The organism is Mycoplasma procyoni (assembly GCF_017052595.1).
Classification (GTDB): domain Bacteria; phylum Bacillota_I; class Bacilli_A; order Mycoplasmatales; family Metamycoplasmataceae; genus Mesomycoplasma_A; species Mesomycoplasma_A procyoni.
Genome location: NZ_JAFIDB010000003.1, coordinates 55,163 through 71,123, shown reverse-complemented (window position 1 = coordinate 71,123; position 15,961 = coordinate 55,163). Strand labels below are relative to the sequence as shown.

The window sequence follows — 15,961 nt, the reverse complement described above, 5'->3', positions numbered from 1 at the left end:
AAAAATAGGTTGTTGTTTATTTTTTGATTAAATTATTTCACTCTTGGATTGGTTTTTCAATGTCTTTGAAAATGATTTTCTCTTTATCAATTTTGTTTGTTAAATAAGAAAAAGCAATATCAGCAACTAAAAAGAAAGAAATTTTAGATCCCATTGCTGAAATTCTGTAATTTTGCTCAATACTCTCAATTAAAATCTTGTTTTTGGCTTTTGTATTTTTAAAATTTTCATTTTTAGTTCAGATTGAATAAGCAACTTCATTTTGTTCTAAATATCTTAAAATTGCTTTAATTTCTAAAGTATCCATTGTTTTAGAAATTAAAGTTACATGCATTTTTGTTTTGAGCAAGTTGCTAAAAGAGAAAAAAGTATGGATTTCATTGATAAAAATAGCATTAAATCCTAATTTTCTGATATTGTTTGCAAAGTAGTTTGCAACCAAAGCAGATTCTCCGATTCCAAAAATAATGTTTAGTCCTCTGTATTCAAAAAGCGTGCTAATGTAGTTATTCAGTTCTTCTTGGGAATTTAGTTTTTCAATTGTTTTTTCAATCGCACTAACATAGTGACTCTTAATGTTATTCATTGTCGCTTTGAGAGACATTTTTTTAGTTTCTTTAATTTCAAAAGTTTTATCTTTTAGATATTGTATTCTTTTTGAAACATAAATTTGCAGCTGTGTAAAGTTGTTAAAATGAAAGTTTTTAGCAAATCTGGAGATTGTAGATTGTGAGATATTCAACACTTTTGCAAGTTCGGTTGTTGTCATATTTATAAAGGTTTCAGGGTTGTTTTCAATTTCTCAAAATATTTTTCGATGTGAGCTAGAAAGATCGTAAAAATCGAGATTTTCCAGTAGTTTTGGTTCAAAAATTTTAGACTCTATTTTCATAATTTAATTATAAAACAGAAATTATCTAAAGTAAAAAAAAGAAAAACAAATTTTTTGATTTTTAAAAAAAGGCACAAAAAAAGCAACTAAATAAAGGGTTTTTCCTTTATGTTAGTTTGCCTCTTTTTCTAAATTTTCTTAAAGAACCTACAAATTCTTGCTGTATTTCTTTGTTTATTTTTGTTTTATTGGTTTTCTTGAGGGATTCTTGATTTCTGGTTTTATTTGCTTTGTTGTTTTAGTTAAAGTATAGAAAACTAAAATTAATGAAGCAAGATCTAATCAAAATCCAACATATGGAATAAAGTCTAAAATTATTGCAACAAAAACTAAAACAACTGATAAAAATCAAATGGTTTTTAGTTTTGCAAATGATTCACTTTGTTTAAAATATGGATCATTTAGTTTTAAGCCTTTATATTTTTTGTAAGCAACTATTGTTGTTGAAATAACACCAAAAGCACTTAATAATAATAAAATAATTAGAGCGATGGAAATTCAGAAAATCCCGCTTGATAATTTGTCTGTAATGTTAAATAAATTTTGTGCTGGTCATTTTACTATTTTTATAACTCATAAAGCAAAAGAGATTGCTAATTGAATTAGAAGTAAAGTAAATAATGAACGCATTTTTGAATTTACTCTTTTTAAATCTTTTTTGTAATACATTTTGTCTCCTTTATATTAATTTGTTTCTTTTTCTAAATTTTCTTGAACTACTTTATAAATTAAACTAGCACACTCAAGGCGATTTAGATGTGTTTTTACGTCTTTGTAAATTACAAGATCGCCAAATATTTCTTCGTTTATCTCTGTTTGATTTTGCTCAATTAAGTTTTTGTAATTAGTAATAATATCTTTGATTTGATCAAAAGTTTTATTTTTGATTATGTTGCTAAAAATATCGCAAGAAGATAAGAAAACAGCACATCCTACAGCACTAAATTTTACATCTTCTACTTTATTATCGCTTTTTTTGATAGCAATTGTAATTTCATCAACACAGTTTGAACTGTGTAAATAACTTTGTGATCAATCTGGTAAATCAGCAACGCTTGCAACTTTATTATCAGGAGTTGAGTAGTGCTTCATGATAATAGCACGCTTTTGATTATTGTCGTATTTGTTAGATGAATCCAAGGAAATCACCTCCTTCTTTAAGTGCTTCAATTAGTTTATCAATATCTTCTTTATTATTATAAAAAGCGATTGAAACACGCACAAAATCACTTTCTTTTTCCACAAAAGGAGTTAATTTAGAACAGAAATTTCCACTTCTAACATAAATATCTTTATGTCCTAAATAAGAAGCAACATCCTGAGGAGCGTAGTTTTTGATTCTAAATAAAGTAATGAAATCTCCTCTTTTTGAGTGAATGTACATTCCTTCAATTTCTTGTAGTCGATCGTATAAATACACAGAAATTTCTGTATTTTGTGCTTGGATTTTTTCAATTGTTATTTCATTAATTAGATCTAAAGTTTTTTCAAATTGTCAAATGGCTGCAATGTTGGGAGTTCCTGGTTCGAAAGCTGAAATACCTTTTTTTGAAATTCATTGCATATCATCGGTCATTTTCTCAATTGAACCTCCTCCAAAAACAACGGGTTTAAGAGTGTCTAAAATTTCTTTTTTAATTGCTAGAACTCCAAGTCCTGTAGGTCCAAATAATTTGTTTGTACTAAAAGCAATAACATCAGAGTTTGCAAAAGAAACTTTTTCATGAGAAATAGCTTGAGCAGCATCATTTACAACAATTGCTCCAACTTCTTTAGCTTTTTTATAAATTAAATCATTATCATAGTTTTGATTTAAGTTGTTTGTTACTTGTGAATAAGCAACTATTTTAGTTTTTGAATTAATATCAGAAACTAAATCTAAAGAATAAACAACTTCAACACCTATTTCTTTAGCAATTTCAATTCAAGGAACAACATTAGATGAGTGATTGTGGTAAGCTATTATAATTTGATCACCTTGTTTCAAAAATTGCTTTGCCATTTTTGAAAACAAATTAAGTGAATCAGTTGTTCCTGCACTAAAAATAATTTCATTTTTATCAGCACCTAAAAGTCTTGCAGTTTTCTCTCTTACAAGATCAATTTTTTCTAAAACAGCTATTCCAAGCCTGGAATCGGAAGTTCTAGTGCTTATTGCAAAGTCGCTATAAAACTCTTCTCCAGCCTTAATTACTGAAAGTGGTTTTTGTGCTAAGGCTGCATTGTCTAAATAAACAACTTTATTTAGCATTGGGAACATTTGACGATATTTTTCCATTTTAGCTCCTGTATTTGTATAGTGAAATATATTCTACATTTTTAGATTTATTACCTTGGATTGGCGATTCTTGATAATCAATCATTTCAAAATTATATTCATTAGCATACTCTTTTACTCTGTTGATCAAAAAGTCGTGATATTTAAGTTGCACAAAACCGCCTGTTTCAACATATTTGCTGCTTGCTTCAAATTGTGGCTTGATCAACAGCATTATTTGTGTGTTTTGATCTACAACAGAACCCAAAACCTTAAACACTTCTTTTAAACTTATAAAAGAAACATCACAAACAACAACATCCATTTTTACTAAAAAATCTTCATATTTAATATTTTTAAGATTGTATTTTTCTTTAGAAACAATTTTTGGATTGATTCTTAAGTTGTAGTCTAACTGATTTGTTCCAACATCAATTGCGAAAACTTGTTTAGCTCCGTACTCAAGAGCAACTTGACTAAAACCACCTGTAGAAGAACCGATATCTAAAACAACTTTGTCTTTGAAGTCTAAATTGAAAACTTCAATTGCTTTAAGTAATTTATAAGCACCTCTTGAAACTCATTCTTTCTGTTTTTTTTGCTTGATTTCAATTTTATCTGTTTGTAGAACTTTTGAGTGTGGCAGATTATTAACTTGACCATTAACAAGTACTTGTCCCATTCTTATAATGTTTTCAGCATGCTCAATATTCATTTCTAAAACTATATCTAAAAGTTTTCTTTTCATTAAGAAACCACCTTTAAAATTTTGAGAATAAAGAGGTTAAAATCAGGTCTGCAATGTTTTAGTTCAAGAGTAAATTTATTGAAGATTTTTTTGGATTGGTAATCTAAATAAAGGGAATTTTCTTTATTTTCGTTTTTAAGACGCTCGATTTCCAGATATAAAAACTCTGAAAGCATTGAAGCAAATTGTTCTTTGTTGTGGCATAAACCTTGATTTTCAAGTGCTTTTGTTGTTAGTTCTAAAAAGGAGTCTTTGTTGAGTGTTTTGATTAAATTATTCTCAAAGTTTTTAATAAAGGATAAACTTAAGTCTAATTTGAAAATCGAATTGAGCTTTAAAGATAAAAAGTACATTTTTTTGTTTACAAAAATGTACTTATATTTTTCTCAATTATTCTTTTGCTTTAAGAAGTGTTTAATTTTAACTTTGTTTATTAAGTTTTTCATATTCTAAATTGACTTTGTCTAAAATAGCATTTACAAATTTATATTCAACATCTGTGTCTAAAGTATAACTTTTAGTTAGCTCAACCATTTCATTGATTACTATTTGTTGTTTTAAATAACCTAATTCAAAAGCCCCTAATAAAAGAATTGCTCTAATTAAAGGTTTAACAAATTTTCATCCTCTGTTTGAACTAAAGAATTGAGAAATGAATTTTTGGAAAAATTCGTATTTTGATTTAATGAATTCTAAAGTATTAAGTTGTTGTTTATCTAAGTTGTATTGCTCAAAAGCTCACTTAGTATCTATTTCTGTTTCTGTTAGTTCAAAATAATAAAGAACTGCAACTAATTCTTGTCTATATAAAAGTCTGTTTTTATTGTTTGTCATTATTCTTCATCTTCATTAGGAAGAACAGAAAGATCCATGTTGTGGAAAACTTCTTGAACATCCTCGTCATCTTCAAATTTTTCAATGTGTTCTAATAATTTCTTTGTTTTTTCTTCATCAAGTGCAACTTCTTGGTTTGGAATGTAAGTAACTTCAGCTGTTTTGTATTCAAAGTTGTATTGTTTATCAAGTTCTGCTTTAACTTTTAAGAAATCTCCAGGTTCTGTGTAAATTTCGTAGTATTCATTTTCTGAAACAAAGTCACTAGCTCCTGCTTCAAGCGCAAACATCATTAGTTCTTCTTCATTTGCTAAATTCTTTTCAATCTCAAGAACTCCTTTTTGATCAAAAACATAAGGAATTGCACCTTGTTTACCAACTTGGCCTCCAGCTTTTCTAAATAATGCTTGGATGTTTGAAGTCACTCTGTTCATGTTGTCTGAAAGACAGATAACTAAAAATGTTACTCCACCTGCTAAAGTTCCTGAATAAATAATTTCTTTAAAGTCAACACCTTCTCTTGAAGCGCCCGTAGCTTTTGCAATTGCTTTTTCAATGTTTGCTTTTGGCATTGATTTTGCTCTTGCTTTAGAAACAACTAATCTTAATGCTGGGTTTGTTTCAATATCCCCTCCACCTTTAGCTGCTGCTACCATGATTTCTTTCGAAAACTTAGCGAAGATTTTTCCTCTAATTGCGTCTTGAGCTCCTTTTCTGTGTTTAATATTTGCTCATTTTGAATGTCCTGCCATTTTAACCTCTTTCTCTGTAAAATCTTTGCTAATTATACTAAAAAATCCACTTAAAAGCAAGTGTTTTAAAGCATTTAAAGAATAAATTGTAAAATTTTGCATTTTTATTAAGGTTTTATTTTTGTGCTTTGTTTTTAGTTTTTAATAGGAGTATAATTTAATTGATGAAAGAAGGTAAAAATGTATCAATATAAAGCTATTTTAAAATCTACAAAAGAAGTGATTGCTCAAAATCACACATTAGAAGATCTTGAAAAAGATATTAAACACTTTATAAGAGAACAAAAAAGAGGTATTCATACAAACAGTAACGTGCCAATTGAAATTTACCACGTCCAAAGAGATAAAACTAGTGGTGTAGAAAACTCAAAAGAGAAACTAGTTAAAGTATTATAAATAAAACTGAATAGAAAAACACAGGAAATCCCTGTGTTTTAGATTAATCTAAAATTTCTGAAATGGAATCTAAATCATCTTGATCGAGGTTGTCTTTTTCTTTAACCATTTCAATAATTTCATCAATTTTATCAATGTTTTGTTTTAGTTTGTTTTTTCTGTTTGTAATTCCTAAAAAAGCTTGTAAAGATAAAAAGAAAGTGGTTGAAGCAGACATGATGGCAATATCTACAAAGTAGTCCATTGTTTCAACTGGTCTTTCATTTCATCTAATAGCATAAAGGTTTAAAACAACAACTAATGAAGAAATAATAATCGCTAAAACATTCAGTGTTATAAAGATAGTTCTGCTTGAAAAAACTTTTCTTTTAATAACTTTTTGAGTATCTCTAAATTTTTTATTTTCCATTTTGATCACCTGTAAGTTCGTTTTCTCTAAAGAAGCTTGATTTGTATCTATTAATTTCTAAAATTGCTAATCCACGCTTATAAAGTCTAAAATCGTTTTCACTTGAAGACTCATTAGCGTAGTGTCCTTTTTTAGTTTTATAAAGTAAATATTCAAAATCTAAAACATTGCATTTTACTTTATAAAAACGATATTTTGTGTTAATTACAAAGAAAGAAATAAAGCTTGAGATCATACTTGTTAGTGCATTGATGATTGTTGTACTTAAAATGTAGTTTGAGCTATCTGTTCAAAAGTCTATTTTATAAGGATTTATTTGATCTTTTGGATAATATTTATTGTTTCCAGCCAGATAATAAACAGCAATTGCAGCAACGAAAAAAGCAGAAACAAAAGTAGTAATATTTAATAAATAATAAAGAACTGAATAAACATATTTTCTGATTCTAGTTTTGTTTTTTAGTTCTAAAAATCTTTTATGAAAGGCTTCTTTTGTGTATTTACTCATTATTTACCTACTTTGTTTTGATTTGATGTTTTTAGTTCGTTGCTTAAAACTTTTTTAATTACTATTTTTCTTTTTGTTGTTGCTTTTTCTCAAAGTACATCAATGATTTTTGCAAACTCTTCATCACTTAATTTTCTTGCTTCATATTTTTGTTTTATGTAGTTTAGCGTGTTAAGAATCTTTTCATATTCTTCTTTGTTGCTGTTGTATCTGTAAATTGATAAACTAAGCGTTAAAATAAAAGAAGCAATTAATAAAACAACAAATGTAACTAAGAAAATAAAAGAAATACTTGTGTTTGCTGCTTTGTCTTCAGAAAGAATAACACTTAAGTGTACAAGAGCAATAATCGCTGTAATGATTGAGCTGAGGTTTGTTCCGATAATTAAAAAACTGACTATTCCATCCATGATTGAATAGAGCTTCAATTTTCTTCTATCATTGTTTTGTTTTTCCCTTAATTTTTTTACTATAATATGCATAAAAATGATTATATCATTTTTTAGTTAAGTTTTGTGAAAATGGGGAAAAGTCATAAAAAATGAGTTGCAATTTTGCAACTCAAGTATGTTATTTTAAGTCGAATGTAAGGGAATTTTCGTTTGTATTTTCGTCTTGAACAGTTTTAATTATTATGACATTAGAAGCATTATTTGCTTTATTTGTTTGAATTGTAGTTCAGTTTTCGAAAACAAATTGGGCAAGCGGATCTATTAGTTTTGTTTCAAATGTAGAAATAAGACCTCTAGCACCATATTTTGGTTTAAAGTAGTTAATAATTACGTTGTAATACTGTTTTCTATCTTCATCGCTATCAAACTGAATAGAAATTCTTTTTTCTTCTGAAAAATATCTTTGTAAATTAACAAATTTAGAGTCTAAAATTGCAAAGAGAATTTCTTTATCTTCTTTTGTATCTTTTGTTATGAAGTTAAATGGAACTATATTTTTTTCACCAATTCTATTTAGAATTTCAGGTCTTTTTAGTTCTCTTGTAAAGAATTTTCTCACTTCGTCTTTAAATGTTTTTCTTACTAAATCCTTATCTTTAATGTCTTTTAATTCATTAACTTCTGAAACACCGATATTGGAAGTAAAAATAATAAAAGTTTCACTAAAATCAATGATTTCACCTTTTGAAGAAGTTAATCTACCATCTTCAAGAATTTGCAAGAATTTATCTAACACCTTTCCATGTGCTTTTTCTATTTCGTCAAACAACACAATTGAAAAAGGTTTTTCTTTAATTGCATTTGTAAGCTGACCACCAGATTCATGACCTACATATCCAGGAGGAGAACCAATTAATTTTTCATCAGAATGTTCTAAATTATACTCAGACATATCAAATCTTATCATTGAACTTTCATCACCAAATACAAATTCTGTAAGTGCTTTAACGGTTTCTGTTTTTCCTGTTCCTGTTGGTCCTGCAAAAAACATTATTCCTTTTGGTTTTTTACTTAATTTAAAAGAAGAACCTATATCATTTAATCCAATATAACTTCTTATTAATGCTTGGTGAAGTTGATCTATTGCAAAATCTTGACCTTTAATTCTTTGTTTCATAGTTTCTTTGAAAGATTTCATCTTATTAGAATCTATTTTTTCTCACTCAGATTCTTTTTTCTGTCTGAAGACTATTCTGTGTAATTCTTCAAAGTTTTTAAATTTTTGAATCCTTGAAACTTTAGATAATTGAATAATTTCTCTAAAAGAAAAATCATTTAAAATTGAAACCATATTGTTTAAATCACTTGAGTTTTCAATGATTTTTTCTTCAAGATTGGAATTTAGATCTGAAAGAATATTTTCGATTATAAAGTTTTTTCTTTCCTGCGAACTTGGAGTTTTTATAACTAAGTTCGTCATTTCAACATTTTTAGTTCCTAATAATTCTGATACAAGTTCTTTATTGTCACAAAGAAGAATTAGCTTAAATTTAGAATTAAATACTTTATTTCTTGATAAATTACCTAAATCATTAAAAGCAGAAATTAAATTTGCTGCTTGAACTTTAGGAAAGTCTTTGAAAACAAAATCACTCAAATTAATGATAAAAGCGTATGATTTTGGTTTATTTATACTTGTATCATCTAAAGTTTTCTTAAGCTTATTTATAGTTTCAATTAATCGTTGAATAAAGGCATCCGGATGTGAATTATTTGCTGTATTCGAGTCTCCAAAATCATCGTCATCATCGTCATCTTGTTCTTCAAGAAGAAGTTGTTGATCTAGATTTTTTGTTAAATCAAAAGAATTAAAACCAGGAGATAAATAAGTTATATTATCATACTTTTCTGCTTTTAAATAAAGCGATAATAACTGAACTACTGAAATAATATTTCTAGGAGCTACTGTATCTATTTCATCTTTGAAAATATCATTTTCAGTTAAGTAAGGATCTTCTAGATATTTTTTGATATCTTTAATATATAAATAATCATTTATATTACCTGAAATAATTAAAATATTTTTATGATTTATTTTGTATTTAAATTGCTCTATAGAATGATAAAAAGCCACTATCTACTCCTTGAATTCATTGCTTTATATAAAGGTTTGTTTGCATCTATATCTCTTTTGATTCTTATTGAATTTGGATCAATAAAATAACCTTTATTTTTTAGATCTGATAATAATCTATCACTTGTTTCTATGCAAGCATGACCTATGTAATTTCCAAGTTTGTATTTAATATCTAAATTTGAATCGATTTGAATTTTAATTTCATTTCCCTTTTGATTTTTTAAAACATAGATTTTTGATAAATCGAACATTCCACTAATTTCATCTTCGTGTTTTTTAATTGTTGGTTCTTTTGCTAAAGAAAATCCTTCACTTTTATTTAGAGAATCGATGATGTCTTTTGCAAGATTATCAATTCTATCTAAAGAATTTTTTACACCTTTAATAAAACCTGGAAAATCAGATTGTTCTTGTAGATTTTGAATTTTGTTTGCAACATCAAAAAATTCAAATTCAATTTGTTTATCACTTAAATTCAGTGTTGAAATTTGTGTTTTAGCAAATTCAAGAAACTGTTTTTTATCTTCAGTTTTAAGTTTATTTTGTCTTATTTGATCAATTTTTTCAATTAATTCTTCTTCGCTAAAGTTTGTATTTTCAAGCTCTTTTTGTGCTTCAATTACTAAAGAACCATATTTTGATATATAGCTGTAAATATTAAAATTGCTAACTCCTCTAGCTGATTTAGACATATAAATTAAATTACTTAAATTTCTTGATTGTGTTACTAAATTTCTTAAAGCTTCTGTTTTTTGTTCTGTTGTAAAAAAACGAGAATTTAAAAGTTTATCTCTTGTTGTTTCAATTTCTTTTTTAACAAAACGAAATTCATCAATTAATTCTAAATCAGAAGTACCATTTATGCTTTGTGCTAATTCCTGTAATAAGTTATCACAAGTAATGATTGAATCGTCATTGATTGAAACTCTAATTTGTGCTGACATCTTTTCCTTCTTTCTTTTTTCTTGGTTTAAGTGCTTTAACTCAATTAATATCATCAATAAATTGTTTTAGTGTATATTCTACGATTCTTTTCATTTTAACTTCTTCACCACCACTTCTGTGTGCGAAAGTGTTTGATAACTCATTTATTTTAATAATTCTTTTTAATTCTTCATCATTTAAAATATACTTTTGTTTAAAAAAATCTTTAGTTTTTGTTTTTCCCTCTTCCTCTACAAGATTCCTGAATTTTGTAGCTAAACTTTCTGCTTCTTTTAGTTGATCTTCCATACTTAACCTCCATTTAACCTCAAAATCTTTTTCTAAATTTAGAGTATAATCGGGAATAAAAATTTGATTATCTTTTGTTTCTTTTTTTAACTGTTCAAGTTCTCCACGTAAATTTTGTAGTACTTCCATTTCAAAATTTTCTTTAATTTTAATTTCTAAGTCTTTATATTTTCTTTCAAACTCTTTCAATATTCGAGAATTTATAAAAGGATTGCTTTCTACTGAAATTTTTTCTAATCTATAGAGTTTAATTATCTTTGCAATATATTCTCTACTTGTTATCTTCTCTTTAAAAAAATCTAGCAAGCTTTTGTTATTAAAATAAATATCAAATTCCACAACTTTTTCTAAAAGTTTAGAATCTAACAGGTTTTGAGCGTTTTTACCAAAAACCTGCTCTAAGATAAAAAAATTATTATAATCAAGTTCTTTAAGTAATTTGTTAAACCACTCATTTTCTGTATTTTTCAATAAACATTCAAGAGCGTTTCAAAAATTTAATATTTTAATTTCTTTAGATGAATTTAAAAACTCATTGATTAAAAATTTTCTATAATTTTCATTCATTTTATTTAAAATTTCAAAATTATATAGTATATTTTTGAAGTTTATTTTATTAGTAAAACGCGTTTTAAATAAGTTGTTTGTAATTCTGTAGTTAATTGGTTTTGTAATTTCTGAATGAAATATTTTAAAATCTTTATGTTCTGATTTTATTTCAAAAAGTTCATTATTTTCAAGTATTAAAATAGAATCATTTGTCTCTTTTAGAAATTCAAAAAATAACTTGCTTTCGTTAATTTGTTTGCTTATTAAAGAGAAATCTAAATTAATTGCCTCAAGATAATTTTGTACTTTTAAATCATCGTGTTTTATTGAATTAATTTTTAGAATTTCTAAATCTTTAAAAAAACCATCCAAAATATTTTTAATTACTTTTTCTTCAATATTAAGTAAACTCAATGTTTTAATATTTATTTTTTGTTTATCTTCTTCAAATATAATTTGGTTCGTTTGAAAATCTATATTAATAAGGATGTTTTCGTCTTTTATTTTTTGATTTATTTCATTTAATTCAAAATCTTTTAAGAAGTTGCTTTTTCCTAATTTTTCTTCAAGTTCATTTTCCGAAACATCTTTGATATTTAATGTATTAGGAAAATAAAAATTAACAGATGATTTGTTTTCTTTTAAAGTTTTATTTTTGTTTGAATCAATTATGACTTTATTTGTGTAAAGGTTTTTTCAAATATAAAGATTTTTGGTTTTTATTTCTGCATCAATTTCCTTAAATTCGCCCTGTTTAATTTTGTTTCTTAATTTAGGTTCTAATTTAATATTTCCAAAATAAGCTTCTTTTATATTTATTTTTTCATCTTCTTTAAAACTTAATGTTTTTGTTTCCAATAATCTTTTTATTTTCGAAATTACAAAATCATCAAAATCATCTTTTAAATTCAATTTATTTTTTAGTGTCTTAAGCACTGGTTCTGTTAAAAAACCTTCACTTTCATAAAAAATAGCAATTATATAAAAGTCGAATTTTTCTATATCCTTATAAGAACTATATTTACAGTTTAAAACAGAAGTATTGAACGGAATCAAAAAATTAATTGTTTTTTGAATCATTTTATTTTTCCTCCATTTTTATAATATTTGCTTCATTAATATCATTAAATTGTTTTCAAATTTTTCTTAAAAGATTTCCCTTCTCTTGAATAGCTTCTTGGTCATAATATCTAAAACTCCCAATTAAAATCATCGCATTTTGTGCTCTAGAAATTGCGACATTAATCCTATTTTCTTCTTTTAAAAATTCAATATTTCTCTTCCCTTTAGGTTCAGAAATGAAATTTTTGTTAAGCTTATTTTTTGCTCTTATAAAATCTACTATTACTATTTTCTTTTCTCTTCCTTGAAAGTTATCGATTGTATCAACTTTAATTTTCAGAACTTTTAATTTCTTATTTTCATCTAATTCAAGATATTTTTTAAGAACGGTAGCTTGACTTCTTGTTAAACAAATAATCCCTATATCATCTTTATATTCGATTCCATACTCTTCAAAAATAGAATGTAAAATTTCTATAATAATACTAATGTTGTATTCATTATATGTACCTTCCTTCAACGTAATATTCCCATTTTTATTTAATAAAAGATTTTTCTCTCCATTTTGATCAAAACTATTTCCGTTAAAAGGTATATTAATTTTGTATTCTCTAATTAATTTGTCTTTGAATTTATCACTTAAATAAGTGGTATCAACTAAAATAGTTTCTGCAATGTTATAATTTTGACCATCTATTTTTATATTTATTTTTTCTTCGAATTTATGCTTTGAATTCTTTGGAATTTCCAGTTTTTCATCTTTGTCATAATATAAATTTACTAACTCCATTATAGATTTATTAAATCTATGACTCTCCGTTAAGTGTTCATAATTTTTATTCAAAGAATCAACCTCGCTTTGTTTTCTAATCTTGTTAATTTTGCGGTCAAAAAATGAAGTTTTAAATAATTGTTCAATGTGATCCTGGAAATCTTGTCGCTCTTTGAAGGTGTTTTCTTTGTAAAATTTTAAAAATTCTCTTTTATTTTCGAACATCCTTTGCATTTCTGCTTCGGTAAATTCATTCGATGGCGGTAATTGTTTGTAATCTCCAGAAAAAATAACTTTATTTGACAATAAAATTCTTGAGAATATTTCGGGAGTGCTTGATTTAGAAATTTCATCTATAATTACAGTATCAACGTTGTAATCCAAATATAAATCTTTATTTTTAATACAAGGTTTAGCACTTGTTGTAATTCCTATTACATTTATAAGATTTTTATCTAAAACATAATTTAAAAATTCATCTTCATCATCACTTTTAATTTGTTCATTTTTATCTCTGTCTTTATATTTTTCATTGTATTTAGAAATTAAATCACTTAAATTATCTTTATTTTTTGATGACTTTTTAATTTCTTCAAGTTCTTTTTTTAAGTCTTCAATATTATTCGATTTATTTATTACATTAGGAAAACTTTCCTTTATGTTGTTAATTAAAATTTCGAACTTATCTAAGTTTTCTATCTCTTCACTCATAACTTTTTTAAATTCATCAACAATTTTTTCTTTATTGCCCTCTCTTATCATTCTAGGTGATATATAATCTTCAATTATTTTGTATAAATTGCTTTCTTTTTTATCTAAAATAGAATTAATTTTAGTTTCTATATTAACTATATATAAATTTAAAATATTGTTTTTTCCCAATTGCTCGCTTTCTGAAATTAAGTTATCGATTTGTTTTATAAAGCTATTTATCGTTGCATTTGAATCTTTTTGTAATATGGAGTTATCTATTTTATTTAGAAAATTGGAATATAGTTTTTCTTCTCCGAATTGCTCTGTTTTAGAAGAAAAAGCATTTGATCCCTTGTAAATTATTACATTGGGATTATTTTTTGTTACATTATCTACTCTCTCTAAAGCATTAGAAATAGCTTCGTGAGTTGAAGATGTTATTAAAACAACATTATTTTCAAAGATTTCATGTTCAATAATTGCAGAAATTGTTTGTGTTTTACCCGTACCTGGAGGGCCTTGTAAAAAGAAAGTATCCTGTGTTGCAACTGCTTTTTTAAGCGCAAGAGCTTGTCTTTCATTTAAGTTATGTTTTTTGATCACTCCCGATTCTTCTAATGATTTTTCTGCACTTTTTAATGATTGATTAGAAATTTTTCTTTCATTAAATATAGATATTAAAAGATATGGATTTTTATAATAACCATCAACAATATTATCAAGTGCATTTTTATATCTATTAATTTTCATAATTTTTCCAATATCATTTGGAAAAAATCACATCAATTCTTGAATAGTTTTATTTTCTCAGGCATTCAGTCTTTTGAATTTAAAATTTACTTCACTATCTTCATTTTCATTTTTTGTAGTAATTTTTCTTACATTATAAAAATATAAATTTTCAGGAATAGATTCAATAAAATTATTAATTTCTTCTTTTTTATCTTCTTTTTCTTTTATCACTCAATTATTATTTTCTATTTTCTTTCTTTCTTTTGATAATTCATTTTCCTTTTGTGAAAGTTCGTTTTTTAATTGCTGAATTTGATTTGAAATTTCTTTCCTTTTATTTAATCTTTCTTGTCTTAATTCTTTTTCCTCTTTTTCAACTATTCCAGCTTCAACCAATTCAAGATAACTTGCCCCAGCAATATCATCATAAGTTACTTTAGAACGAAGAATGAATGGTTTGTATAATTTTATTTTGCTTTCTTTTTGTGAAATAACAGTATTAATATTTTGAATTTCATAATTTAAATCTCTTATATTTCTCTCTAATTGTTTGTTATTTTCTTTTTTATTTTCTATTTCTTTTTCTATATCGAAAAATTCATTTTCTTTTAATTTTTCTTTTATTTCTTCCATTGATGTAAATTTCGGATTCAAATCAATTTCGAAATTTGTAAATTCAGATTCAGGATTTCCTGGCATACTTAAATATCAGCTTTTATCAATTAATAGTTCTTCATTTGTAGAAAGAATGAAAAGTTTTTCGTTTTTTATTCTTTCTTCTATTTCATCAAAGTTGAGAGTTTCTTCTTTATTATCCAAAGAAAACAGAAATTCAGTTACAACACCTTCTCGTTTTGAATATGTTTTATTATATAAATGAATTAAATTTTTCCATTTAAAGAAATTAATTGTTTCGTCGCCACTTCTTTCTTCTTTAGAAAGTTTGATTCTTCTTTCAAAATTTGTATCAAAATTTGAAAAATATTTTAGATTCAGGTGACTATTATCTGAATTTTGAGCATCATTTATAATAATTTTATAACTTTCATTTTTTTGATCAAACTCCACAGAATGTCTAAAAAATGAAATAGAGTTTAAATCTCTGATTTTTCATAATATTTGCATTCCTTCGTTCATTATTCGTAATTTAAACCCCAGACTCACACCTTTATGATAATTAAATAAAAAATCTTCATTACCGTCTTTTCTTTGAATTATTAAATAAAAGTAACAATCTACTTCGTTTTTCATTCCTGAATACACTTCGCTTATTCAATTAGAGTTCAAACTCATATTTATCGTTTCAAACTCATAATCCTTATTTGTTGTTAATTCAAATAGCGTTTTAATGTAATTGAATGCATCTTCTACGTTTTCTATATTGAGTTTATGAAAAGTTTTTAGTAAATCCAGAAAATTAGGATTTCCTCCAGCGATATTTTGATCTCTTTTTTTGTCTATTTTTTTCTTAATTATTTCTCTTTCAAATGTTATATAAATGCTTTCCATTTTTCTCCTTATCTATAATTTCAATTTTAGTTTTTTTTTTTTTTTTGCAAAGCAAAAAGCCAGAATAATAAAATCTACAGAAAATA

The 15,961-nt window shown here is 25.5% G+C and carries 16 protein-coding genes; 1 reads left to right on the top strand and 15 read right to left on the bottom strand.

The window, feature by feature from the left end; all coding sequences use genetic code 4:
- Positions 1-16 precede the first annotated feature (16 nt).
- The 8 genes from JV122_RS04955 to JV122_RS01725 all read right to left on the bottom strand — a co-directional run bounded on the left by JV122_RS04955 (position 17) and on the right by JV122_RS01725 (position 5,585).
- A complete protein-coding gene (locus JV122_RS04955; protein WP_205842795.1) occupies positions 17-892 on the bottom strand; it encodes a MurR/RpiR family transcriptional regulator in 876 nt (291 codons plus the stop codon).
- A 174-nt stretch (positions 893-1,066) separates the two neighbouring features.
- Positions 1,067-1,561 (bottom strand): hypothetical protein, encoded by a 495-nt coding sequence (locus JV122_RS01755; protein WP_205842794.1) that lies wholly within the window; start codon positions 1,559-1,561, stop codon positions 1,067-1,069.
- A 15-nt stretch (positions 1,562-1,576) separates the two neighbouring features.
- Entirely contained in the window at positions 1,577-2,032 is a 456-nt protein-coding gene (locus JV122_RS01750) for an iron-sulfur cluster assembly scaffold protein (protein WP_205842793.1), read from the bottom strand.
- The gene (locus tag JV122_RS01745; RefSeq protein ID WP_205842792.1) at positions 2,019-3,170 is read right to left on the bottom strand and encodes an aminotransferase class V-fold PLP-dependent enzyme; all 1,152 of its coding nucleotides are present in this window, start codon (positions 3,168-3,170) and stop codon (positions 2,019-2,021) included. Before JV122_RS01745 ends, JV122_RS01750 begins: the two co-directional genes overlap by 14 nt.
- 1 nt (position 3,171) lies before the next feature.
- Entirely contained in the window at positions 3,172-3,897 is a 726-nt protein-coding gene (locus JV122_RS01740) for a TlyA family RNA methyltransferase (RefSeq protein ID WP_205842791.1), read from the bottom strand.
- On the bottom strand, positions 3,897-4,343 hold the full coding sequence (locus tag JV122_RS01735) for a hypothetical protein (RefSeq protein ID WP_205842790.1): 447 nt from the start codon (positions 4,341-4,343) through the stop codon (positions 3,897-3,899). The genes JV122_RS01740 and JV122_RS01735 overlap by 1 nt, the downstream gene beginning before the upstream one ends.
- The gene (locus JV122_RS04950) at positions 4,318-4,731 is read right to left on the bottom strand and encodes a transcription antitermination factor NusB (protein WP_205842789.1); all 414 of its coding nucleotides are present in this window, start codon (positions 4,729-4,731) and stop codon (positions 4,318-4,320) included. Before JV122_RS04950 ends, JV122_RS01735 begins: the two co-directional genes overlap by 26 nt.
- Entirely contained in the window at positions 4,731-5,585 is an 855-nt protein-coding gene (locus JV122_RS01725) for a YebC/PmpR family DNA-binding transcriptional regulator (RefSeq protein ID WP_373422601.1), read from the bottom strand. The genes JV122_RS04950 and JV122_RS01725 overlap by 1 nt, the downstream gene beginning before the upstream one ends.
- A gap of 78 nt (positions 5,586-5,663) precedes the next feature.
- Here JV122_RS01725 and JV122_RS01720 point away from each other — a divergent pair, with 78 nt between their 5' ends.
- Positions 5,664-5,879, top strand: a complete 216-nt coding sequence (locus tag JV122_RS01720) for an MAG6790 family protein (RefSeq protein ID WP_205842788.1) — start codon at positions 5,664-5,666, stop codon at positions 5,877-5,879.
- Between the two features lie 43 nt (positions 5,880-5,922).
- On the opposite strand, the gene JV122_RS01715 is transcribed toward JV122_RS01720, so the two are convergent.
- The 7 genes from JV122_RS01715 to JV122_RS04940 form a co-directional block, all read right to left on the bottom strand.
- Positions 5,923-6,288 carry a hypothetical protein gene (locus JV122_RS01715; protein WP_205842787.1) on the bottom strand — a complete coding sequence of 122 codons (366 nt, stop codon included), beginning with the start codon at positions 6,286-6,288 and terminating at the stop codon, positions 5,923-5,925.
- Complete coding sequence (locus JV122_RS01710) at positions 6,278-6,796, bottom strand: DUF4231 domain-containing protein (RefSeq protein WP_205842786.1); 519 nt, start codon at positions 6,794-6,796, stop codon at positions 6,278-6,280. Before JV122_RS01710 ends, JV122_RS01715 begins: the two co-directional genes overlap by 11 nt.
- Complete coding sequence (locus JV122_RS01705; RefSeq protein ID WP_205842785.1) at positions 6,796-7,278, bottom strand: hypothetical protein; 483 nt, start codon at positions 7,276-7,278, stop codon at positions 6,796-6,798. The genes JV122_RS01710 and JV122_RS01705 overlap by 1 nt, the downstream gene beginning before the upstream one ends.
- Before the next feature lie 88 nt (positions 7,279-7,366).
- Positions 7,367-9,322 carry an AAA family ATPase gene (locus JV122_RS04945; protein WP_308699321.1) on the bottom strand — a complete coding sequence of 652 codons (1,956 nt, stop codon included), beginning with the start codon at positions 9,320-9,322 and terminating at the stop codon, positions 7,367-7,369.
- Positions 9,322-10,269, bottom strand: coding sequence for a hypothetical protein (locus JV122_RS01695; RefSeq protein WP_205842784.1), 948 nt, complete (start codon positions 10,267-10,269; stop codon positions 9,322-9,324). The genes JV122_RS04945 and JV122_RS01695 overlap by 1 nt, the downstream gene beginning before the upstream one ends.
- The gene (locus tag JV122_RS01690) at positions 10,253-12,187 is read right to left on the bottom strand and encodes a hypothetical protein (protein ID WP_205842783.1); all 1,935 of its coding nucleotides are present in this window, start codon (positions 12,185-12,187) and stop codon (positions 10,253-10,255) included. Before JV122_RS01690 ends, JV122_RS01695 begins: the two co-directional genes overlap by 17 nt.
- Position 12,188: 1 nt before the next feature.
- Positions 12,189-15,875 carry an AAA domain-containing protein gene (locus JV122_RS04940; protein WP_205842782.1) on the bottom strand — a complete coding sequence of 1,229 codons (3,687 nt, stop codon included), beginning with the start codon at positions 15,873-15,875 and terminating at the stop codon, positions 12,189-12,191.
- Positions 15,876-15,961: the final 86 nt, after the last annotated feature.